The 22809-nt window shown below is 48.9% G+C and carries 23 protein-coding genes, 1 pseudogene and 1 riboswitch; of the genes and pseudogenes, 19 read left to right on the forward strand and 5 right to left on the reverse strand.

Going from position 1 to position 22809, the window contains the following annotated elements; all coding sequences use genetic code 11:
• The first annotated feature begins 35 nt into the window (after positions 1-35).
• From ribBA to O9X78_RS05410, 15 genes and pseudogenes are all read left to right on the forward strand, one after another.
• The gene (ribBA, locus tag O9X78_RS05345; protein ID WP_269618583.1) at positions 36-1166 is read left to right on the forward strand and encodes a bifunctional 3,4-dihydroxy-2-butanone-4-phosphate synthase/GTP cyclohydrolase II; all 1131 of its coding nucleotides are present in this window, start codon (positions 36-38) and stop codon (positions 1164-1166) included.
• 50 nt (positions 1167-1216) lie between these two features.
• On the forward strand, positions 1217-1678 hold the full coding sequence (gene ribH / locus O9X78_RS05350) for a 6,7-dimethyl-8-ribityllumazine synthase (RefSeq protein WP_269618584.1): 462 nt from the start codon (positions 1217-1219) through the stop codon (positions 1676-1678).
• A 107-nt stretch (positions 1679-1785) separates the two neighbouring features.
• Complete coding sequence (nusB, locus tag O9X78_RS05355) at positions 1786-2289, forward strand: transcription antitermination factor NusB (protein ID WP_269618585.1); 504 nt, start codon at positions 1786-1788, stop codon at positions 2287-2289.
• A gap of 15 nt (positions 2290-2304) precedes the next feature.
• The gene (gene thiL / locus O9X78_RS05360) at positions 2305-3273 is read left to right on the forward strand and encodes a thiamine-phosphate kinase (protein ID WP_269618586.1); all 969 of its coding nucleotides are present in this window, start codon (positions 2305-2307) and stop codon (positions 3271-3273) included.
• Between the two features lie 19 nt (positions 3274-3292).
• Positions 3293-3769: a phosphatidylglycerophosphatase A family protein gene (locus O9X78_RS05365; protein ID WP_269618587.1), complete on the forward strand. Its 477-nt coding sequence runs from the start codon at positions 3293-3295 to the stop codon at positions 3767-3769.
• Between the two features lie 47 nt (positions 3770-3816).
• Positions 3817-5013, forward strand: coding sequence for a formate-dependent phosphoribosylglycinamide formyltransferase (gene purT / locus O9X78_RS05370; RefSeq protein ID WP_269618588.1), 1197 nt, complete (start codon positions 3817-3819; stop codon positions 5011-5013).
• A gap of 77 nt (positions 5014-5090) precedes the next feature.
• Positions 5091-5206: riboswitch (TPP riboswitch) on the forward strand.
• Positions 5207-5342: 136 nt separating this feature from the next.
• Positions 5343-7241 (forward strand): phosphomethylpyrimidine synthase ThiC, encoded by a 1899-nt coding sequence (thiC, locus tag O9X78_RS05375; protein WP_269618589.1) that lies wholly within the window; start codon positions 5343-5345, stop codon positions 7239-7241.
• A 6-nt stretch (positions 7242-7247) separates the two neighbouring features.
• On the forward strand, positions 7248-8324 hold the full coding sequence (gene thiO / locus O9X78_RS05380; RefSeq protein ID WP_269618590.1) for a glycine oxidase ThiO: 1077 nt from the start codon (positions 7248-7250) through the stop codon (positions 8322-8324).
• A 16-nt stretch (positions 8325-8340) separates the two neighbouring features.
• A complete protein-coding gene (thiS, locus tag O9X78_RS05385; protein WP_269618591.1) occupies positions 8341-8544 on the forward strand; it encodes a sulfur carrier protein ThiS in 204 nt (67 codons plus the stop codon).
• 30 nt (positions 8545-8574) lie between these two features.
• Positions 8575-9375, forward strand: coding sequence for a thiazole synthase (locus tag O9X78_RS05390; protein ID WP_269618592.1), 801 nt, complete (start codon positions 8575-8577; stop codon positions 9373-9375).
• 132 nt (positions 9376-9507) lie between these two features.
• Positions 9508-10149: a glutathione S-transferase family protein gene (locus O9X78_RS05395; RefSeq protein ID WP_269618593.1), complete on the forward strand. Its 642-nt coding sequence runs from the start codon at positions 9508-9510 to the stop codon at positions 10147-10149.
• A 244-nt stretch (positions 10150-10393) separates the two neighbouring features.
• The gene (locus O9X78_RS05400) at positions 10394-11224 is read left to right on the forward strand and encodes an LLM class F420-dependent oxidoreductase (protein WP_269618594.1); all 831 of its coding nucleotides are present in this window, start codon (positions 10394-10396) and stop codon (positions 11222-11224) included.
• Positions 11225-11556: 332 nt separating this feature from the next.
• Positions 11557-12672, forward strand: a pseudogene (locus O9X78_RS21010) (monovalent cation:proton antiporter-2 (CPA2) family protein); the annotation flags it as partial.
• Positions 12664-13356: an NAD-binding protein gene (locus O9X78_RS21015; RefSeq protein WP_435056046.1), complete on the forward strand. Its 693-nt coding sequence runs from the start codon at positions 12664-12666 to the stop codon at positions 13354-13356. The pseudogene O9X78_RS21010 and the gene O9X78_RS21015, both read left to right, overlap by 9 nt.
• Positions 13357-13472: 116 nt before the next feature.
• Entirely contained in the window at positions 13473-14237 is a 765-nt protein-coding gene (locus tag O9X78_RS05410) for a sulfite exporter TauE/SafE family protein (RefSeq protein ID WP_269618596.1), read from the forward strand.
• Between the two features lie 7 nt (positions 14238-14244).
• Here O9X78_RS05410 and O9X78_RS05415 read toward each other — a convergent pair whose 3' ends face one another.
• On the reverse strand, positions 14245-14649 hold the full coding sequence (locus O9X78_RS05415) for a PaaI family thioesterase (RefSeq protein ID WP_269618597.1): 405 nt from the start codon (positions 14647-14649) through the stop codon (positions 14245-14247).
• A 226-nt stretch (positions 14650-14875) separates the two neighbouring features.
• Here O9X78_RS05415 and O9X78_RS05420 point away from each other — a divergent pair, with 226 nt between their 5' ends.
• The 4 genes from O9X78_RS05420 to ribA all read left to right on the forward strand — a co-directional run bounded on the left by O9X78_RS05420 (position 14876) and on the right by ribA (position 18475).
• On the forward strand, positions 14876-15487 hold the full coding sequence (locus O9X78_RS05420; protein WP_269618598.1) for an outer membrane beta-barrel protein: 612 nt from the start codon (positions 14876-14878) through the stop codon (positions 15485-15487).
• A 190-nt stretch (positions 15488-15677) separates the two neighbouring features.
• Positions 15678-17159 carry a thiamine phosphate synthase gene (gene thiE / locus O9X78_RS05425; RefSeq protein ID WP_269618599.1) on the forward strand — a complete coding sequence of 494 codons (1482 nt, stop codon included), beginning with the start codon at positions 15678-15680 and terminating at the stop codon, positions 17157-17159.
• On the forward strand, positions 17156-17800 hold the full coding sequence (locus tag O9X78_RS05430) for a retropepsin-like aspartic protease family protein (protein ID WP_269618600.1): 645 nt from the start codon (positions 17156-17158) through the stop codon (positions 17798-17800). Before thiE ends, O9X78_RS05430 begins: the two co-directional genes overlap by 4 nt.
• Positions 17801-17890: 90 nt before the next feature.
• On the forward strand, positions 17891-18475 hold the full coding sequence (gene ribA / locus O9X78_RS05435; protein ID WP_269618601.1) for a GTP cyclohydrolase II: 585 nt from the start codon (positions 17891-17893) through the stop codon (positions 18473-18475).
• 85 nt (positions 18476-18560) lie between these two features.
• Here the strand turns inward: ribA and O9X78_RS05440 are convergent, their stop codons facing one another.
• The 4 genes from O9X78_RS05440 to dxs all read right to left on the reverse strand — a co-directional run bounded on the left by O9X78_RS05440 (position 18561) and on the right by dxs (position 22687).
• Positions 18561-18986 (reverse strand): energy transducer TonB, encoded by a 426-nt coding sequence (locus tag O9X78_RS05440; protein WP_269618602.1) that lies wholly within the window; start codon positions 18984-18986, stop codon positions 18561-18563.
• Between the two features lie 95 nt (positions 18987-19081).
• Complete coding sequence (locus O9X78_RS05445; RefSeq protein ID WP_269618603.1) at positions 19082-19642, reverse strand: hypothetical protein; 561 nt, start codon at positions 19640-19642, stop codon at positions 19082-19084.
• Between the two features lie 79 nt (positions 19643-19721).
• Positions 19722-20108 carry a tautomerase family protein gene (locus O9X78_RS05450; protein ID WP_269618604.1) on the reverse strand — a complete coding sequence of 129 codons (387 nt, stop codon included), beginning with the start codon at positions 20106-20108 and terminating at the stop codon, positions 19722-19724.
• A gap of 650 nt (positions 20109-20758) precedes the next feature.
• Entirely contained in the window at positions 20759-22687 is a 1929-nt protein-coding gene (gene dxs / locus O9X78_RS05455; RefSeq protein WP_269618605.1) for a 1-deoxy-D-xylulose-5-phosphate synthase, read from the reverse strand.
• Positions 22688-22809: the final 122 nt, after the last annotated feature.

Raw genomic sequence — 22809 nt, forward strand, 5'->3', positions numbered from 1 at the left:
CGCGTTTAGCGTGTTTTAAAAAACAAGGCATCACTATGGCAATGAGCAAAATAGAAGACCTGATTCAAGATATCCGTCTGGGTAAGATGGTTATATTAATGGACGACGAAGATCGCGAGAACGAGGGCGACTTGGTGATGGCCGCGGAGTGCGTGCGTCCGCAAGATATTAATTTTATGGCTAAGTTTGGTCGTGGTTTGATTTGTATGCCGATGACCCGCGAGCGCTGCAAACAGCTAGCCCTGCCGCTTATGGTAGATCGCAATGCTTCTGGTTTTGGTACCAAGTTCACCCTGTCGATAGAAGCGACCAAGGGCGTGACGACGGGTATTTCTGCTGCGGATCGCGCGCATACAGTAAGAACCGCTGCCGCTCGCAATGCTGTTGCTGCTGATATTGTGCAACCCGGCCATATCTTTCCGCTGATGTCGGAGCCGGGTGGTGTGCTTAGTCGCGCCGGTCATACGGAAGCTGCCTGTGATTTAGCGCGCTTAGCCGGTTTTGAAGCGACGGGTGTTATCTGTGAAATTATGAATGAAGACGGCACGATGTCCCGTCGTGCGGATCTGGAAATTTTCGCTGCCGAACACGATTTGAAAATGGGCACCATTGCGGATCTGATTCATTACCAAGTTTTGAATGAGCAGACTATTGAAAAAATCAGCACTGGAACGATTTCAACTGACTTTGGTGATTTTCTTTTGCACGCCTACAAAGACTCCGTTGCCGGTGATATACATTTCGCGGTTCAGAAAGGTGATATTAGTTCTGACGTGCCGACCTTGGCGCGGGTGCATTTAGGGTCGTCAGTGCGGGATTTACTGCAAACTCAACCACCTGGTTCAACAACCGGCTGGAATATGCACCGCAGTTTGCAAACTGTGGCAAAGCACGGCGGGGTAGTTGTGCTTGTGGCGAACAGAGAAACACCAGATTCGATTCTGGCAGACCTTGGGATTGCGCAGGGCACAAAGTCACCACTTCAGGGCGATAGCGTGCAGTATCAAACCACCTATTTTAATATTGGGCTTGGTTCGCAAATCCTGCGCGATGTTGGTGTGGGTAAGATTCGCTTGATGGGGGCGCCGGTTAAATACAATGCAATCTCCGGTTTTGATTTGGAAGTGGTGGAATTTGTCAGCCCTGATGATTTTGCCGCCAGCTAATTGCTGAATGAACATGTAGCCGTCGCTATAAATTGGAAAGGATATAAAGTATGAAAACTATCGAAGGTAACTTTGTTGCGGTAGCCGGAAAATTTGCGATTGTTGTAGGTCGTTGGAATAGCTTTGTCGTTGAAAGTTTGTTGGAAGGCGCATTAGATACACTGCGTCGTCACGGCGTTGCCGAGGATGATATTACTATCGTTCGCGCACCCGGTGCGTTTGAAATACCGCTGGTTTGTCAGAAAGTGGCAGACAGTAAAAACTACGACGCCATTATCGCCCTTGGCGCAGTGATTCGAGGTGGCACTCCTCATTTTGAATACGTTGCTGGTGAGTGCGTTAAAGGTCTAGCCCAAGTTACCATGCAATATAGTGTGCCGGTTGCCTTTGGTGTGTTGACGGTTGATAGCATTGAGCAGGCTGTTGAGCGCGCGGGTACTAAGGCGGGTAATAAAGGCGAAGAGGCGGCAATGTCTGCTATTGAGATGGTCAGCCTTCTCAAACAGTTGTAATTTTTGTAGTAAGAACTGAGCGCAAGCTCGGTATTGTTTCGTACAGCCTTAACGCGCTAGTACGGTTTTTTAAGTGTGGTTGTATCCACTGAGCATGAGAATAGTTTGTGGCTAATCGTCTAGAGAATCCATCCCGTAATCAGCTTGCAGCAGATCGGCGTAAAGCGCGTCATTATGCTATGCAGGCATTGTATCAATGGCATATGGCTGGCCAGGCATTAAACGAAATCGAAGCACAGTTTCAAACTGACTACGATATGACCCATGTTGATAAAGAGTTTTTTCACGACCTAGTGCACAATATTCCCGCACAGCTAACTGCTTTACACGGTTTGTTTGAAAAACATCTGGATCGCAAATTGACAGATCTAGATCCGATCGAACTGTGCCTGTTGCGTATGGGATCATACGAGTTACTGCGTCGTATTGATGTGCCCTATAAGGTCGCGATCAACGAAACGATTAATCTTGGTAAGCGTTTTGGTGCCACTGATGGCTATCGTTATTTAAACGGCGTTCTTGATCGCGTTGCGGTTGAATGCCGCGCAGTGGAAGTCGCCGCAGAAAAGGGCAAAGCGGTCAAACCCAAGGCTCCGGATGCCGCAGAATAATCTGCGGTTCTCGCCATGTCTGCATCAGAATTCGACATAATCCAACGTTATTTTCGCAATGGTGCCGGACGCGTTTCCGGCCCTAGTGCGGCGTCTATTCGCTGTGGTATTGGTGATGACTGCGCAGTGCTATCTATTCCCGCTGGCGAGGAGTTATTACTGTCGGTGGATACCTTAGTTGAATCAGTTCACTTCCCGCTGGGCTATTCCCCCGCCTTGCTCGCTTACCGTGCGCTCGCTGTCTGTGTTAGTGACCTCGCTGCAAGTGGCGCATCGCCTATAGCGTTTACACTGGCCTTAACCTTGCCGTCGGTAGATGAGGCGTGGTTGAGCGGTTTTTCTTCGGCGCTGGCAAGAGCTGCGGCCGAGTTTGGTATTGTGTTAGTTGGCGGTGATACCACCCGCGGTCCGCTGTGTTTGAGCCTGCAGGTGATGGGTAGCGCACCCGCTGGCCAAGCCTTATTGCGCGGTGGTGCACAAGTTGGTGACGTGATCTATGTGTCTGGTAGTCTGGGTGACGCCAACGCGGCCTTGGCATATTTAGATAGTGATAGTTCAGTATTATCGCCAAACCAAAAATATCTTTTAGAGCGTTATCATGCCCCTGTGCCGCGTTTAAAGCTGGGGCAGCAACTGCGTAGTCTAGCCACCGCTGCAATAGATATTTCTGACGGCTTAGCAGCGGATTTGGCGCATATTTTAACGGCCAGCAGTGTTGCTGGCGTGCTGCGGATTCAAGACTTGCCTTTGTCCGATGCGCTTGTTGATCATGGTGGTGCGATTGCGGCCGCGCTGAGTGGTGGCGATGATTATGAGCTCTGTTTTACTGTGCCAGCGTCTCGACGTGCTGATATCGAGATTCTCGGTGCGGAATTAAATTTAGCGTTAACTGAAGTTGGCTATATTGAAACTGGCGTAGGATTGCGCTGTGTCGATGCGCAAAATAAGGCGTATTCACCTGCCGGTGGCTACCAACATTTTTAAAAACTGGGTTCTATAAATTATGGCGACAAAAATTCCAGTTTCATTATTAAAGAATCCAGTGCATTTACTGTCGGTGGGTTTTGGTAGTGGCTTGGCGAGTAAGGCACCTGGCACCTTCGGTTCTTTGGCGGCGCTACCGTTTTGGTTTTTTCTGCAATACCTGTCGCCTGCTAATTATATTTTTGCCTTAATACTCGCCTTTGTTGCGGGAGTTTATTTTTGCGGTGAAACAGCAAAGGCCTTGGGTGTACATGACCACGGCGGTATCGTTTGGGATGAATTTGTCGGTTTGTGGATCGCGCTATTTTTAGTGCCGGTTAATATTTATTGGGTGGCCTCGGGTTTTGCCTTATTTCGTTTATTCGATATTTGGAAACCCTGGCCGATTCGCGTCTTAGATGCAAAAGTGCATGGTGGCTTTGGCATAATGATCGACGATGTGTTGGCTGGCGTATACGCATTTTTGGTCCTGCAACTGTGTTTTGTGCTCAGTTAATCGTGTTGAAATAATCGTTCAGAAAATGAAAATTTGAGAGGAAAGTCATGGTAACTCTAGGCACCCCATTCAGTGAAAGTGCATGCAAAGTTTTACTTTGTGGTGCGGGAGAGCTCGGTAAAGAAGTGGCGATCGAGCTGCAGCGTCTGGGTGTTGAAGTGATTGCCTGCGATCGCTATGAAAACGCACCGGCCATGCAAGTGGCTGATCGCAGCTATACCTTTTCGATGCTGGACGGCGCTGAATTGCGTCGTGTGATTGAACTGGAGAAACCGGATTATATCGTTCCAGAAATCGAAGCGATTGCCACCGATACGCTTATTGAATTAGAGCGCGAGGGCTTCAACGTAGTGCCCACCGCACGCGCTGCGCAGCTGACCATGAACCGAGAAGGTATTCGTCGTCTTGTAGCAGAGAAGCTTGAATTGCCCACCTCGGCGTATCGATTTGCAGACAGCAAAGAAGAATTTGATGCGGCGATTGCCGAGATTGGCCTGCCCTGTGTGGTGAAGCCGATCATGAGTTCTTCGGGCAAAGGTCAGAGTTTAGTTAAACGTTTGGCTGACGTTGATGCCGCATGGAGCTACGCTCAGGAAGGTGGTCGCGCTGGCGCGGGCCGCGTTATTGTTGAAGGCTTTGTGGATTTCGAATACGAGATTACTTTGCTCACTATCCGTCATCGCGGTTCTCAGGAAGACACGGATACAAGTTACTGCGCACCTATCGGTCACTTGCAAAAAGACGGTGACTATCAGGAATCTTGGCAGCCACAGCCGATGTCTGACAAAGCGCTGCAACGTTCAAAAGATATTGCTAAACAAGTGACATCGGCCCTAGGCGGCTGGGGTTTATTTGGTGTGGAGCTATTCATAAAAGGCGACGACGTGATTTTCAGTGAGGTCTCGCCACGGCCGCACGACACAGGTTTGGTGACCCTGATTTCCCAAGATCTCTCTGAGTTTGCATTGCATGCCCGCGCTATTCTTGGCCTACCTATTCCTAATATTCAGCAGAATGGTCCGTCGGCATCTGCGGTTATCTTGGTGGAAGGGGAGTCCAAACGCGTTTCGTTTGGCAATCTTGGATTTGCCCTTGAGGCGCCGGACACTCAGCTGCGGTTATTTGGTAAGCCCGAGGTAAGTGGCAAACGTCGTATGGGCGTTGGCTTGGCGCGTGGTGCCGATATTGAAGAGGCGCGAGCCAAAGCGCTTGCGGTTACTGGCGCAGTGATTGTGACCTTGTAGTCACTGGTGTTTTAAAATTTTAGTCTAATCAATACTTATAATGGCTTGTGATTCGTTTTTCTAAAGTCTACACTTCTTAACTCTTGTCGGGGTGCCCGCGTAGATTTTTTGCGCAATGTGGCTGAGATCGTTTTCGAATCCCGTATTACCTGATCTGGATAATGCCAGCGTAGGAAACAAGATCTCTTCAATATAGGGCCTCCTGTCTTGTGTTGATTCTGCGTTAATCTACGCACCGATCTTAATTTTCTTCCCTGGTCTTATTCTTCGAATCTGTTGTTAAAACATCGCGAATGCGTCCTACGTTTTTGCGTCGAAGGGGAATGATTATGAGTTTATCGGACTACCCACTACTACGTGATACCGCTCGAGTTGACGCTGCGTCGGTCGAACCTTTACCTGGCTCGTCGAAGATTTATGTGCAGGGCAGTCGCGCTGATATTCAAGTGCCAATGCGTGAGATTAAACTAACACCAACGCCGGTTCAGGCTGGTGATGGCGCAACCCGTCTTGAACCTAATCCTCCAGTACGCGTATATGACACTTCCGGTGCGTACACTGATCCTAAGGCAAATATTGATATTCGTCGCGGCCTTGACGCAATTCGCGAGGGGTGGATTTTAGATCGCGCAGATACCCAGCTACTTGCCGGTGACAGTTCTGAGTATAGCCGTCAGCGGGCTGCCGACCTAAGCCTGCAGCAATTGCGTTTTAATTTAAAACGCAAACCACGCCGTGCAATTGCCGGTAAAAATGTCAGCCAAATGCATTATGCACGGCAAGGTATTATTACGCCGGAAATGGAATATATTGCGATCCGTGAAAATATGGCCTTCGCGGCAGCGCGCGAGGCAGGTGAGCAGTTCGGTGAATTGGGTTTCCAACATCCCGGAAATTCATTTGGTGCTAGTATCCCGAAACAGATTACACCGGAGTTTGTGCGTGACGAAGTCGCGCGCGGTCGCGCCATTATTCCTGCAAATATAAATCACCCCGAACTTGAACCAATGATTATCGGCCGTAATTTTTTGGTTAAGGTAAATGGCAATATCGGTAACTCAGCGCTAGGGTCGTCAATAGAAGAAGAGGTCGCCAAGCTTACATGGGGTATTCGCTGGGGGGCGGATACTATGATGGATTTATCCACAGGAAAAAATATCCACGAAACCCGCGAGTGGATTGTGCGCAACTCCCCTGTGCCAGTGGGCACCGTACCCATTTATCAGGCACTCGAGAAAGTGGATGGCGTTGCCGAAGATCTAACGTGGGAGATTTTCCGTGACACCTTAATCGAACAAGCGGAGCAGGGCGTAGATTACTTCACCATCCATGCCGGTGTGCTTCTCCGCTATGTGCCGCTGACAGCAAAACGAGTGACGGGCATTGTTTCTCGCGGCGGCTCTATCATGGCTAAGTGGTGCTTGTCTCATCACAAGGAAAATTTTCTCTACACTCATTTCGATGATATTTGCGAAATTATGAAAGCTTACGATGCCTCATTTTCACTCGGGGATGGTCTGCGTCCCGGTTCGGTGGCGGACGCCAATGATGAAGCACAATTCGGTGAATTGAGAACGTTGGGTGAGTTAACAAAGCGCGCTTGGCAACACGATGTGCAGGTGATGATTGAAGGCCCCGGTCATGTACCTATGCATATGATTCAAGAGAATATGACCGAGCAACTCAAACACTGCGACGAGGCTCCGTTTTATACACTTGGGCCACTGACTACAGATATTGCGCCTGGCTACGACCATATTACCTCTGGCATTGGCGCTGCTCAGATTGGTTGGTATGGCTGTGCCATGTTGTGCTATGTGACGCCGAAAGAGCATTTGGGTTTGCCTAATAAAGACGATGTTAAAACCGGCATTATTACTTACAAAATTGCGGCGCATGCTGCTGATCTAGCCAAAGGGCATCCGGGCTCGCAATTGCGTGATAACGCTTTAAGTAAAGCGCGGTTTGAGTTCCGCTGGGAGGATCAATTTAATCTTGGGCTTGACCCAGATACCGCTCGCGCCTATCACGACGAAACTCTGCCGAAAGAGTCTGCTAAGGTCGCGCATTTTTGCTCAATGTGTGGCCCGAAATTTTGCTCCATGAAGATCACTCAAGACGTTCGCGACTATGCTGCTAAGTTGGAAGCTGAAGAGCTGGAAACGGAAATGCAGAAAAAATCAGCGGAGTTTAGGGAGCAGGGTAGCAAGATCTACCGGAAGGTCTGAGTTCTTATGACGGGTGCTAGAAATAGTCAGCGAAGAACCATAGGAATTGCCGGTGCGGGCTTACTTGGGCGATTACTTGCGTGGAGGTTGTTACGACAAGGCCATCACGTCAGCTTATTTGATCGCGGTAGTCGTGCCGGTGAACTCAGTGCAGCGAAGGTCGCCGCCGCTATGTTAGCACCCTATAGCGAAGTAGTTAGCGCAGAGGCGTGCGTCTTTGATTGGGGGCGAATGGCATTGACGTGGTGGCCCCAGGAATTAGCCGCCTTAGCTAACGTGACTGGGCAGCAGGTAGATTTCGCCGCTAATGGCAGTTTGGTGATTGCCCATGAGTTGGATAAATCTAGCTTAAATCACTTTGAGCAAACCTTGCGCAACAAGGTGCCGGATTACGCACAGTATATTGAGCGTATTGATAAACGTCGCTTATCTGAATTAGAACCAGAAATAGCGAGTCGCTACCAAGGTGGTTTGCTTTTAGTAGAAGAAGGCTACCTGGATAATGAGGCGCTGCTAGAAGGTTTAGAAACCGCCATTTCTTCTCTCGATGGTGTGTGGCACGAGTACGCCGAGGTACAAAGTGCAAACGCCGGAAGGATAAGGGCAAATGCCCAAGATTATGTATTCGACTTGGTTATTGATAGTCGCGGCGTGGGCGCCAAAGCGCAACTGCCAACACTGCGCGGGGTTCGTGGCGAAGTTTTGTGGGTACATGCGCCAGAGGTGACATTGCAGCGCCCGGTGCGGCTGATGCACCCGCGCTACAAATTGTATATTTCTCCCCGTGCAGGTAACCGTTATGTGATCGGGGCAACAGAGATTGAAAGCGAGTCGATGAAGCCGGTGACGGTGCGTTCAAGTCTTGAATTAATGTCGGCTCTCTATAGTGTCCACAGTGGTTTTGCCGAGGCGACACTAGAGCACGCCTATGCCCACTGTCGTCCGGCGATGCCAGATAATTTACCAGAAATAAAATGCTTCGACGGTTTGCTTATTGTGAATGGGCTTTATCGACATGGCTATTTGCTTAGCCCGCACGTGCTTGAATCGGCCTTGGCGATGCTTACAGAAAACGGTTATTGAGAAGAACGAAGGACATATGATTACGGTAAGTGTAAATAATGAAAGTAAAGATTGTTCTTCTTCGCAGTCTTTGTCGGAGCTGCTGAGCCAGTGGGGATTTGAGTCAGGAAAAGTAGCCGTCGCGGTGAATGAAGATTTTGTCCCGCGCTCGAAATACGACAGCTGCCGTCTCAAAAATGGCGACAAAGTAGATGTGTTGGCACCAGTGCAAGGTGGTTAAAGTCTATGCGGATAAATCGGATGTTTAATTATGAGTAGCCCAATAAAAGATACATGGATACTCTACGGCGAGACATTTCACAGTCGTCTGCTAATAGGTAGTGCGCTCTACCCATCGCCGGCGGTAATGAGTGACGCCATACATGAATCGGGCGCGGACATTGTTACGGTGTCGTTGCGGCGGCAATCGCCGGAGCAAGGCGGTGGTGATAATTTTTGGCGGCAATTAAAAAAATTAAATAAAACAATGCTGCCAAATACCGCTGGCTGCCACAGCGTTAAGGAAGCGGTGACGCTCGCGCAAATGTCGCGGGAATTATTTGAAACAGATTGGCTAAAGTTAGAAGTGGTCGGTGATGATTACAATCTTCAGCCTGACCCGATTGCGACCATCGATGCAGCGGCCCAGTTAGTTAAGCTCGGCTTTAAAGTCTTTCCCTACTGCACCGATGATTTAGTGGTTTGTCAGCGACTTCGCGATGTTGGTTGCCAAGTTTTAATGCCTTGGGGTTCACCCATTGGCACGGGCCGGGGTTTGATGAACCCTTATAATTTGCAAACCATTCGCGAGCGTATTCCTGACATTCCTCTAATTGTGGATGCGGGCATAGGTAAGCCGTCTCATGCAGTGCAAGCATTGGAGCTAGGCTACGACGGTATTTTATTGAACACCGCAATTGCTCAAGCGGGGAATCCGGTGATGATGGCGAGCGCATTTAGACATGCCGTCGATGCCGGTCGACGTGCCGCTTTGGCGGGGGCTGTGGCAGAGCGCCAAACTGCATCGCCGTCCACGCCAACACTGGGTATGCCTTTTTGGCATCAATCCTAAATACCCTATTAGCTTCATCGGGCGGAGCGTTGAATCCGATAGACTGCTAATTGCGTAAAAACACGTTCGGTATCGCCTGAATTCTGTATTGTTTGACGTAAGCCGATAATAACTAAAAGAGCGGAGGATCTAATGCTAAAAATTCATCATCTCGGTATGTCTCGTTCAGATCGGAGTATCTGGTTGGCTGAAGAGCTTGGTTTGCAGTACGAATTAATTACCCACACTCGTAACCCCGAAACCTTTCGTTCTCCCCAGTCTTTATGGGATGTTAGTCCGATGGGCAAGGCGCCGCTTATCGAGGATGATGGCAAAACTATTCCTGAGTCCGGCGCTATTGTTGAGTATATTTTAGATAAATATGGCGAGGGGCGTTTACGGCCAAATCGCGATACAGCAGCCTATATTGATTATTTACATTGGATGCATGCGGCGGAGTCCACGCTGATGACGCCAATACTGATTGATATGCTCAGCGCGATGACGGCAACCAGCTCGCCGGGATTGAAGGGATTTTGCGAGGGTGAGTTTAAGACCGTATTCACGCATATGAATCAGATTCTTAGCGAGCGAGAGTATATCGCCGGCGCATTTTCTGGCGCCGATATTATGGTGGCCTTTCCTCTTATGATGCTGGAGTCGCCACTGTTTGCGTCGCCTGAAGTCGAAACAGGTGCGGCGTTTATCCCGTATCCTGCGATTCAGTCATATTTGAATCGCCTGCGCGCAAGGCCAGCCTGGGTTAAAGCGGAAGCTATTTTTAAATCGGCGTAAATTACTAGTAAATACGAACACCGCGCCACGTTTCACAACTCGGCGCGGCCTGTTCCTGCTTAAGTCACTATCCTGTCGAATACAATAATTTTGGCTTGATCTCCCAGATACATCAGCGTGACGGCCACATGACGTTAATTTAACCCTCATCAAAGTGGGGGATGTAAGCAGCGATGATGGTGCTCTACACTCTTCAATAGATATAACAATAAGAGGGTGTGATATGCATCTCGGCTTTAGCTCAATGAACACAGTTAACGATCAAGATCCGGCGACGCTCGCGCGGATTCTCGAAGAGGCGGGCTTTGAATCCCTTTGGTATGGCGAGCACAGCCATATTCCTCGCTGCCGGACAACGGCTTACCCTCCAGGCGGAGAATTGCCAGAGCCGTATAAAGAGATGATGGATCCGTATGTCTCCCTGATGGCGGCGGCATCAGCGACGACAACCTTAAAATTGGGGACGGGTATTGCGCTGCTCATGGAGCGGGAGTTGTTTTCCCAAGCCAAGACAATCGCAACGCTTGATCGCCTGTCTGGCGGGCGGGTCATTATTGGCACGGGTGTGGGCTGGAATCAGGAAGAGTTCGAGAACGCCACTAGCTTGCCTTGGCAGCGGCGTTATTTGGCGATGAAAGAAACGGTGGCCGCGACACGGGCATTGTTTACTGAAGAGTCACCCGAGTATCACGGCGAATTTATTGATTTTGATCCGGTGTGGTTTGAACCCAAACCTATACATATACCCGAGATGGTCTTCGGTGCCATGGGACCACTAGGTGTGCGCCATGCAGCGCAGTGGGCTGACGGCTGGATGCCGGTTGATGTTGCGCTGCCTGATGTGGCGAAATCAATCAAAGATTTTCGCCAGCAGGTGAGTGAGTTTGGTCGCGACCCTGCCAACGTCGACATTACCTTGGTGGTAATGGCAGAGGTTACGCCAGACGTCCTTAAACACTACCGAGATTGCGGGGTAAGTCGCTGCAATATTGGCGTTGGTATGCAAAATTGGAACAAGCCAGAAATTGTGATGCCGATGATTGAGCAATACTCGAAAATTATTGCTGAGTTATAAGCGTGGCCGCCGCCCTAATCTGCGTTTGGGGTGGCGTTATTTTTAAATAGTTGATGCCACATGGTTTTAAGCAATCTCTCCGATTGACCCTCCGAGCATGCCCTAAAAAAGCCCGTTTCCTATACACTTATCCTCAATCATCGCACTTTTAGTCATCCGCGCGTCTATCACTTTCCCCCCGCTCGTAGATGCGATTTTAGATGTCTCTTTTCTAGTGAGGTTAGTGGCAGTCTTGTGTAAATTGGTTTACTTAAATCGTCCTATTCAGAGTGAAGACAGTTATTATTGTTACCTACTATTTTTAGTGATCTTTTTGCTGACAGGAGTCGCAAATGCCACATGAAAGCAGTCTATTACAGGCAACCGTCGTTTTATTACTGGCGGCGGTGTTTGTTGTGCCCTTGGCAAAACGCTTACAGCTTGGCGCCGTGCTGGGCTATTTGATTGCGGGTGTGGTGATCGGCCCGGCAGCGCTATCTCTTATCCATAACCCTGAAAATGTAGCGCATTTTTCTGAATTCGGTGTGGTTCTGCTGCTGTTTATTATTGGCCTTGAGCTTTCTCCGAAGCGCCTATGGTTAATGCGCAAAGCGGTGTTTGGGGTGGGCTTGGCTCAGGTCGTGTTAAGTGGCCTGGTCATTGGTGGCGTCGCTTATTTTGGCTTTTCCCAGCCTTGGCAGACCAGTGTGGTGTTGGGTTTGGGTTTGGCCTTGTCCTCTACTGCCTTTGGCTTGCAAATTTTGGCGGAGCGCAAACAACTGACAAGCTCCCATGGTCGTATGGCTTTCGCAATACTGCTATTCCAGGATATCGCGGCAATACCCTTGATTGCCTTGGTACCATTGCTGAGTAGTGGCGGTGTTGCGGATGACGCGAGCGCTGTGTCTGTGGTGCGTATATTAGTCAGTATTGCTGCGGTGGTTGTGGGTGGGCGTTATTTATTGCGTCCGGTATTCCGTATGGTCGCAAAAACCGGATTGCAAGAAGTCTCAACCGCTACCGCGTTATTGGTGGTGGTGGGCACGGCGTGGTTGATGGATGCGGTTGGTGTATCGATGGCCTTGGGTGCATTTCTCGCTGGCCTCCTGTTAGCCGACTCTGAATATCGCCATGAATTGGAATCACAAATAGAGCCTTTTAAGGGGCTGCTACTGGGCTTGTTCTTTATAAGCGTTGGGATGAGTGCCGATGTACATTTGCTGGTAACCATGCCGCTGACCGTGCTGGGATTAACGGTGTTGCTGATGGGGATCAAACTTCCGATTCTTGCCTTGGTGGGCAATGCGTTGGGCGGCCTAGATCGTCGTAGTGCGTTGCGCTTGGGTATTGTCTTGGCAGCCGGGGGCGAGTTTGCCTTTGTGATATTTCAAATTGCAAAAGATCAGCAATTGCTGACGACTCAGCTTCATAGCATCTTAATATTAGCGATTACCCTATCAATGGCCCTCACTCCGCTGTTAATTATAGTTTTGACAAAGGTGCTTAAACCCAAGCCGATAGCGAAGCCAGTCCCACCAGAATATGAGCAAATAGAGAGTGATGAACCCCGCGTTGTGATTGTTGGTATGGGGAGGATGGGACAGATTGTCGCCCGTATTTTGCGTGCGCAGCGAGTACCTTTTGTCGCCTTGGATCTGTCGGTAGATACCATTGATCTGTCGCGCAGCATCGATAGCACTCCGGTGTTTTATGGTGACCCTTTGCGTCCCGAGATCCTGCGTGCAGTTGATGCCGATAAAGCAGAGTACTTTGTACTGACAGCGGACGACCCAGAGACAAATATCAAAATCACCGAGTTGGTGAGTCGCTTGTATCCCCATATTAAGTTTATTGCGCGAGCCCGTAGCCGCTTTCATGTACATAGACTTTTGGAGTTAGGCGCGCGGCCAATTCGGGAAACCTTTCATTCAAGCTTGGAAATCAGCCGGGAAACGCTTATTGGACTTGGTTTAAGCCCCGAACGGGCCGAGGCACGTATACAGCGTTTTCAGCGCCACGATGAAGAACTGCTGGCGGAGCAACATAGAATGTTTAACGACCGCGAAGCACTCATCCAAAGTGCCCGTGATGCCCATGACGAATTGCAGGCACTTTTTGATGCGGATGTGATCGAGGAGAAGGGGGTTGTCTGAATGATGCTACATCAAGAAATTATTTCACTTATCAGCGTAGAGCGAAGCGCGCTGGTTTTATAAAAAATGGCGTCTGTTACGCTGAATAATCGTTTTACTTATAAGGTTTTTGATTTGTGATAACCGATCCATTTTTCTATTTTTGCGCAGTGCCTGCGATATTGATTTTTGGTATGGCAAAAGGCGGATTCGGTGGCGGTATTGCGGTGGTTTCCGTACCGCTAATGAGTTTGGCTATTTCACCTATTCAGGCAGCGGCGATTCTGTTGCCAATTTTGTTGGTCATGGATGCGGTTGCGTTATGGAGTTTTCGTGGGCGGTGGGATAGGGCGAACTTGAAAATATTGCTACCAGGTGCGGTAGTTGGTATTGCCTTGGGTAGTATTGGATTTCGCTATTTATCAGAGGATATGATTCGTATTTTAATTGGTGTTATTGCGGTAGTGTTCTGTCTAAATTATTGGCTTAAAACCCAGCCAATTGATGCCCGTGGCCCAAGTAAACTGCGGGGCGGTTTTTGGGGCGCGGTGGCGGGTTTTACTAGTTTTGGTATTCATGCAGGTGGGCCGCCGGTAAATATGTACTTGCTGCCACAACGTTTAGAAAAATCGTTGCTAATGGGTACCATGGCTATCTTTTTTGCGGTGGTTAATGTGATTAAGCTTGTACCCTACAGTCTGCAAGGCAGTTTTGATCACACAAATCTAATCACTGCCGCTGTGTTGATGCCGGTGGCTCCTGTTGGCGTGCGCTTAGGGTTTTATTTACTGCATAAAGTCAGTGAGAAGACCATTTATCGAATCTGTTATTTCTTCCTATTTATAGTGGGTATTAAGCTATTGTTTGACGGTGTCAGTGGCGCATACCTATCTCGGTTTTAAGCTGCTTTCAAATGCGCGGAATTGCGTAGGTTCCCACCGCGTGAGCGACCATACGATCATCGCCTTCGGAGTATAAAGATACCTCGCCAATCACTAATTGGCGGCCAATTTTAATAAGCCTACATTCGCCAATAATGTCTCTGCCAGCGCTGGGTTTGCGCAAAAAATTAATATTCAAGTTTGTGGTGACGGCTAATGCGACGATACCAATTTCGCCAAGAATAGCGGCGTAAAGACCAACGTCGGCGGTAGTCATTAATACCGGGCCAGAGACGGTACCCCCGGGGCGTAGTGAGTTTTCGTCAACGCGGTAACGTACAGTCGCTGACTGGGGGCCGATGGCGTCGATAGCACATGGACTTTGTGGGAATTCCTCGGCGAGAAAATCGCGTATTTCTTGTAGACCATTCATTTCTTATGCTCTTTATTTCTTGGTAAATGGGACGAGAACCACGATCCTATGAGTCAGATTCTCCCATATTATATTGGTTTTCGGTTCTTTTAAGTTGATCTCACTTTTGCGGGTGGGCTAAAATTCCAGCGCTATTAAATTATAGTGCCGGTCTAATATTGATGGGGCGTCTTTTGGCGCAAGGTCATCAAGTAAGCATATTTTAAACACAGGGAAGGTGGTATCCATGTCGCGTAGTATTATCCAATCATTTTTTTTCACAAGCGTCAGCTTGTTCTTTGCCTCAGTTGTTCACGCGCAAGAGACGCTTGCCGAAGAAAGCTTTTCAGTTCATCCGGTGCTAACGGCGGGATACACCAGTGGTGGCGATACGCTTGTGCAAGTTGAATTTGACGACGGTGACAGAGAAAAGCTAAAGGCTGGTGGTGCATTTTTATTTGGTTTTGGGGCGGAGTTTGTCTCGTCAGATAAGCAGCTAGCCGTGCGGCTTACCGCGAATTATCACTTCGACAGCATTGACGCTGAAAACGGTGAGACCTCTTTTGAGCGTTATCCTATTGAATTAATGTTTTTTGATCAGGGCGAAAGAAATCGATTTGGCGCGGGTTTTACGGTTCATCTTTCTCCTACCGCGCAGTTAAAAGTAGACGGGCAGAGACGGGAGTCCATAAACTTTGATACGGCGTTGGGACTCGTATTCGAATACAACTATCTGATCGGGAATGCCATGTGGTTGGGTGTTCGTTATACGTTTATCGATTACGAAACGCAGAATAATATTAATTCGGTATCGGTTGATGGTAACCACGTTGGTTTAATGGCCCACTTTATATTCTAAAGAACACTCAGGGGCGTTGCTGTCGGCATAGGTCTTGGTGCGCTGAGACATTTGGCGTTACTGCTGCCTGTTGATTTGCGTCGCCCTGATCCCAGGGGAACTATTGTTTTATCATTGCTTCACCTGAGACATGCCTAATCTCCAGCCTCCGCTATACTGGGTTTAGTATCAGTTTTTAAATAGAGGATTTATGGCAAGTCGTAAAAAACCCATCGCGTGGACAATTGCCGGTTCGGATTCTGGCGGTGGCGCGGGTATTCAGGCGGACCTAGCGACCTTTCACGATTTTGGCGTACATTGCTGCACAGTGATTACGGCAATTACGGCGCAAAATAGTTTTGCGGTCGGTCATGTCTCAGTTACGCCACGCCGAACCTTGGCTGCCCAGATAAATGCACTTGATAGTGACTTACAGGCCGACGTCATCAAACTGGGTATGCTGGCCTCCGAAGACGTTGTGACCATGGTGAGTAAATACCTAGAGACATTTCCCGGTTTTGTGGTGTGCGATCCGGTGATGATGTCCTCGACCGGCGACGAATTGATGGCGCACGGCGTATGCAATATGTTGATAGAGAAAATTGTGCCACGGGCTGATTTGCTGACCCCAAATTTAAGCGAAGCAGAGGCCATGCTAAATCGCACTATTGAAAGCCTTGATGATGTGGAACGCGCAGCGGCCGATATTGTTGCCTTGGGCGCTCGCTCAGTGTTACTTACCGGCGGTCATTTAAGCGCACGTAATAATGAGCGTCACGATTATTGGACTGACGGCGAAGAGGGGTTTTGGCTCAGCGGTCCAAATATAGACACCTTAAATACCCATGGGACAGGGTGCACCTTGTCTTCTGCTATCGCTGCGGCTATTGCGCGTGGTTATGGCATCCCCGACGCCCTTGTCATTGCAAAGGCCTATGTGAGTCAGGGTTTGCGTATGTCTGTGCAGATCGGCAGTGGCCCAGGCCCTGTTGGTCATATTGGTTGGCCGCAGCAATTAATCGATTTTCCGAGTTTAAGTCGTCGTCTACCTGATCATGGAAAACGACCTAAATTTGAATCTTGTGGTGGTGCGCTAGGTTTATATCCGGTGGTAGACAGTGCCGCATGGGTGGCTCGGCTGCTGACGTGCGGCGTAAAAACGATTCAGTTACGTGTGAAGGATTTAGACGGTGATGCGCTGCAGGACGAGATTCGGGCAGCCATAGCTCTTGGTAAGGAATTCCAGGCAAGGGTTTTTATTAATGATTACTGGCAGTTAGCCATAAATGAAGGCGCTTATGGCGTTCATCTAGGTCAGGAAGATCTAGATACAGCGGACATTGCTGCAATCGCCGCCGCCGGTCTGCGCTTAGGGGTGAGTACTCACACCTATTATGAGGTCGCACGAGCTCACAGTCTGCGCCCCAGCTATATCGCGATTGGGCCGGTTTATCCCACTACCAGCAAGCAAATGCCTTGGACTCCGCAAGGTTTGCCGCAGCTGCGGCGCTGGGTGGGTATTTTGTCGCCGTATTACACCCTCACCGCAATTGGCGGTATCGATGTTAAGCGCGCAAAAGAGGTGTTGGAAACGGGGGTTGGCAGTGTGGCGATGATCAGTGCGATTACGCAAGCGCGAGACCCTGAAGCGGTGGTGGCTGAGCTGATGGCATTACACGGGCCTGCAGCGTGATTTCGCGTTTTGTCGCAACACTTGTATTCCTTATTTTGAGTACGGCGTTGCAGGCAACTCCCGCCCAGTTGGTGGTGCGCGGCCTATTTGAAAAGGCAGCGTTATTAGAAATTGATGGTCGTTCGCAATTTCTCAGAGCTGGTCAGCGTGACTCCTCTGGCGTATTGCTTGTTTCAGCCACGCCGAAAATGGCGGTGGTAGACATTGACGGTCATCGCAAAACGCTTACCTTGAATAAGCAAGTTGGCACTATCTACCGGGAGTCGTCGCAAACCTCGGTGTCCTTACATAAAAACAACCGCCAAGAATATCGCACCCGCGTCGCTATTAACGGCCGCAGTGCAGATGCAGTGGTCGATACCGGCGCAACGTCCGTGGCGATGAGCTCCGCGCAGGCAGAGCAGCTGGGAATTTCCTATGCCAGTGGTGATGTGACAGCTGTTGCGACAGCTGGCGGCGTAAAAAAGGCATTTGGCATCACCTTGAATCGAGTCGAGGTGGGTGAAATTAAAACTCAGCAGGTGCGCGCAGTCGTGATTGAGGGTGATCATCCCCATGTAATCCTACTGGGAATGAGCTTTTTAGAGCATATTAATCTTCAAGAGCAGGACAATATTTTAGTCCTGACGCCACGTTACTAAGGTGTAAGGTTAAGGATTATTAGCCTAGTAGTCGCCTCGGCGGCGTCGTGCTGGTAAAATGCGCCACCGGATTTGCTCGTGGAGATACCCGTGGCAGTTAGCTTTATAGAATCCTCCAAACTACCCACCCCATGGGGGGTGTTTGATATTCATGGTTTTGAGGACACCGACAATGGTAAAGAGCACGTTGTTCTTACCCTTGGCGACGTTGGCGATGGAGAACCTGTGCTTGCGCGGGTACATTCAGAGTGCCTGACTGGCGATGCCCTGTTCAGCATGCGTTGCGACTGCGGCTCACAGCTGCGAGCCGCCCTAGAGAAAATTGCCGAAGAAGGCCGCGGTGCGCTGTTTTATTTGCGTCAAGAAGGTCGCGGTATTGGCTTGCTGAATAAAATTCGTGCCTATAAATTACAAGATGCTGGTGCCGATACCGTCGAAGCCAATGAGCAATTAGGCTTTGGTGCAGATATGCGCGATTACAGTCTGTTGGCGGTTATGTGCGAGCATTTGAAAATCACCAAAGTTCGCTTAATGACCAACAACCCACGTAAAGTAAACGCCCTTACCGATCAGGGTGTTGAAGTTGTTGAACGTCTTCCGCTGCAAACCGGCCAAAACCCACACAATGCAAAATACTTGGCGACTAAGTCGGGTAAGTTGGGGCATTTGTTTTAGACATGTTTTGTTGTAGATAAAGCAGGGACGCTCTTTTTGGGGTAGTCCCGTGTTTTATTTAAGCTTGTTTCCAAAAATCTAAATCTTACTCAGATCCTTGTTGAATACTATAGTCAAGTAACTGAACTATTCCTTTGGTCTGAGCAGCTGGGCCAGCACCCTCTATACGCTGATAGCGCAAACTCGAAATGGTTTTCTTTGCAACGTACTCGAAACTAAATTCGCTTTCTTTCGGGCTTGCATCTATTACTTCTATTTCTGCCGTGCTGCCATCAACTTCAATGGTGTAGCTGATCAAAACCCAGCCTTCGTATCCGTATCGAAGTTGCCGCCTAGGATAAAACCCTTGGAATGGGGTTTTAAGTTCCCAGCCGTTAACTGCAGCGCCTACACCTTGGTATGACCCCGTCTTTTCGTCGGGTACAGGCCTTGGGGGTGGTTTTATTTCTACTGGTTGTTGAGTGCATCCCGCGATTGAGATAATTAAACTCGCTAAGATATTTCTATTCATGTTTTATCTTTTACGCCTCGCCGGAATGATACCTTTTAATAAATATTTATATTGTTTGTATTGGTCTAAAGCCTGCGTCCTAGAATGTATTCTTATTAGTCATGTGCACAATGATTAAACTGATCACCTTGCCAAAAACCTTTGTACTCAACTTTTGGATATATCGCAGATTCAACGGGTGCTGGGTCGCCATTTACAAGTTCAAGGAGCGAGGTGGAACACTTAGCTTTACCAAATGACTTATGCGGAGTCATTTTTAATATATATTGATGACCTTCTTCGGGGGTGAAGTGAACAGAATTCCAGCAAGTCGTTACGTTGCCCCCTGCGTTCTCTTGTGAATTTGATGAAATAAGTAGTTTTTTTCCGCTAGGTATTGGGACTGTTTGAATGTTTTCTTTAGGTGTTAGGGTAGCTTTGCCTAAGTTTTGAGAACGAACTGCTTTTGGCTCGCCATCGATACACTCTGGGAATTCAGATAAGTAAACGTTAACCACTTTCGAGTTAATAAGCGGTATTGCGACATATCCTTTTAATTCACTGGCGTCTATTGTGAGAGCCGCCTTTGTGCTACCCAACTTTTCGTCGGATATTTTCATGGTCTGGGCACAGCCAGCTATAGTTAATAAAATGACGCATAGCGCTGGTGATTTCATAATCGTTCTCCATTTATTTTATTTATATCCCTTTAAAAAATATTACGATTTTAATTTGTTGTATAAATTTTTAGCGTCATTAGACGTTGACCCTATAATTGAGATCATTCGCTTCATCCCCCGTTATGCCACGAAACCCCCATTGATGTGGCGCTTGTTCTTTTATGATGATTTCAATGTTTACCGGTGGGATTGATAGTTGACGTTCTATTTCTAGAAAAAGTGATTTAATTAACTTTTTTTGGGTGTCCACTTGTCTGCCAGCCATCATGTTGATTTCGATGACTGTATAAGTGTCATTGCGACCATCTGGATAGTAAAAATCCTCTTTTTCCATTGGAATAAAACGGTGCGCTCGTTTTCCTTCGGGCATGCCAAGAATTGACCGCATACAGTCATGGATAACGTCAGATAACTGAGATTTTATTGGGTTGAGGTTTTCTTTTATTCCAAAAATCACGATCATTTTTATTCCTTCTTGCTAGCTGGCGCGCGTTTAATCTTTGATGATGCGCGGCAGGATCGGGTATTGTTTGTGGGCAGCTAAATGTGTGTTACGTGTTTCTTGTGAAGTTGATTTTATCCCTGCTCCCTAGGTCGTAACGTCAGTCTCATAATTATTATTAATTCGCGCTCTTAATTTCCCATATAAGTTTCAATGTTTGTCGTTGCCAGTTGAGTCTGCTGAGCTTGCCAACGGCTATCGCAGCTGAAGTCATAAAACTATAAGGTTGAAAAAGCAGTGCTAGGTGACATTGTTTGTTTCCCAATCCATTGGTTGATGTGGATTACTTTTGGAATATTCATGCTTGTCGAACAATAAATCTGTCTTCGCCTTGTATCAAGTATTTCCTTATACTTAATCTTTTCTTTTAGGCGCTTTCTTGCAGGATTCATATGACTGTTATATTGGCGTTATGCCTGTTGCCTAATCTGTGCATTAATATGGCGATTCGGACGAAGCAACTTCGCATTTTGATACTGTGTGAAGGAAAGTCCGAACACTTGGGCCTAGTCATAGGGTCTCGCGTGAATGATCGGCAACTGTTGCGAGCACTGTGAGCGCGAGATTATCTAGGTGTTGGCAGCGGAAGTGCCGAGTAATCTGCTGCCGATTTAGCGCTGCGCGGCCTCAGTAAGACTAGCTTGAAGGCCTGGGATGGCGGCAGCCCGACGGCGAATACTGTCGATAATGCCTTGGCTGTCCAGCCCAGATTCGCTCAATAGCTGCTGATGTTTGCCGTGATCAATAAATTGATCCGGTAGGCCCAATTGTAGAATCGGTAGCCAGCGGCCTTGTTGATTGAGGTATTCACAAACAGCGCTGCCCGCGCCCCCTGCAATCACATTTTCCTCTAGCGTAACTAGCAAATCATGGTCATCAGCCAGCGCGTCTATTAAGTCTGTATCAAGGGGCTTAACAAAGCGCATGTCTGCAACCGTGGCGTTTAGCTCATCGGCGGCGCTGAGGGCGGAGCTGAGCAGGGTGCCAAAGCTAAGAATGGCTATCTTTTGGCCTTCTCGAACCAGTCGGCCTTTGCCAATTTCCAGCGGCTGCATGTCTTTTTGAATCGCGACGCCGGGGCCAGTGCCACGTGGGTAGCGAATGGCGGCGGGGCCAACATACTGGTAGCCGGTATGTAGCATTTGCCGCGTCTCGTTTTCGTCGGCGGGTGCCATTACGATCATATTGGGAATGCAGCGCAGGAAGCTTAAATCAAATGCGCCCGCATGGGTTGGGCCGTCTTCGCCAACTAATCCGGCGCGGTCAATACCGAAGGTCACGTCTAAGTTTTGCAGAGCAATATCGTGAATCAGTTGATCGTAGGCGCGCTGTAAAAATGTGGAGTAAATTGCGACGACCGGTTTGAGACCATCGCAAGCCATGCCAGCGGCAAGTGTTAGTGCGTGCTGTTCGGCAATGGCAACATCGTAGAAGCGATCGGCAAAACGCTCGGAGTACTCCAGCATGCCGGAGCCTTCGCACATCGCTGGGGTGATGGCGACTAGCTCGGGGCTTAATTCTGCTTGATCGCAGAGCCAGCTGCCAAAAATATCCTGATATTTTGGTAGTTTGGCTTTTGCCGCGGGAACCTGTCCATTTTTGGGTTTGGGTTCAATCTTTGAAATGGCATGAAAACCCACAGGGTCTTCTTCTGCGGGAGTAAAGCCTTTGCCCTTTTGGGTCATGATGTGCAGCATTTGCGGGCCGGGAAGCTCGCGCAGATTGCGTAGGGTTGGTACCAGAATGTTCAGGTCGTGGCCGTCGATGGGGCCGATGTAGTTAAAGCCCAGCTCCTCAAAAAGAGTTGCCGGTGACACCATGCCCTTCATGTATTCTTCGAGTCGCGCGGCAATCTCGGTGGCCGAGCGCGGGAATTTCTTAAGTACCGATTTACCGCCGCTGCGGATTTGATTGTAGGTCTTAGACGCCCACATTTTAGAGAAATAGGTATTCAGGCCGCCGGTATTTTTGGAGATCGACATTTGGTTGTCGTTAAGCACTACCAACATGTTTGCACCGGTGTGGCTGGCGTGGGTGATCGCCTCAAAAGCCATGCCTGCGGTCATTGCGCCGTCGCCGATAACGGCCACGGTATGCCGGTCAATTCCCTGTTGGCGGGCGGCGATGGCCATGCCTAAGGCCGCACTTATGCTGGTGCTGGAGTGGCCGACGCCAAAGGTATCGTAGGGGCTTTCTTCTCGCTTAGGGAAGCCCGCAAGCCCGCCAGCTTTGCGCATACCGCCCATAAGTTCGCGGCGGCCGGTCAAGATTTTATGTGGATAGCACTGGTGACCAACATCCCATACCAATCGGTCGTCTGGCGTGTTGTAGATGTAGTGGAGTGCAATGGTTAGCTCGACGACGCCGAGCCCCGCGCCAAAGTGGCCGCCGGTTTGGCCCACGGTGTATAGCAGGTATTCCCGGAGTTGCAGGGCCAGCTCGGTCAGATCGCTTTCATCTAACAGGCGGAGATCGGCTGGGGAGTCGATCGAGTCCAGTATCGGTGTAACTGGCCTTGTAAGTGGGATTTCCTGAAACATTAAGCGTTGAACCCAGAACCGGTGAAAGGGCGAGATTGTAAACGAATTTGGATTGATTTACCTATTTGTGTGCCTTCTTGCGCTGATTTTTGGCGACTCACTGTTCTCTATAAATGCCGATG

Source organism: Zhongshania aquatica (assembly GCF_027257955.1).
GTDB lineage: Bacteria > Pseudomonadota > Gammaproteobacteria > Pseudomonadales > Spongiibacteraceae > Spongiibacter > Spongiibacter aquatica.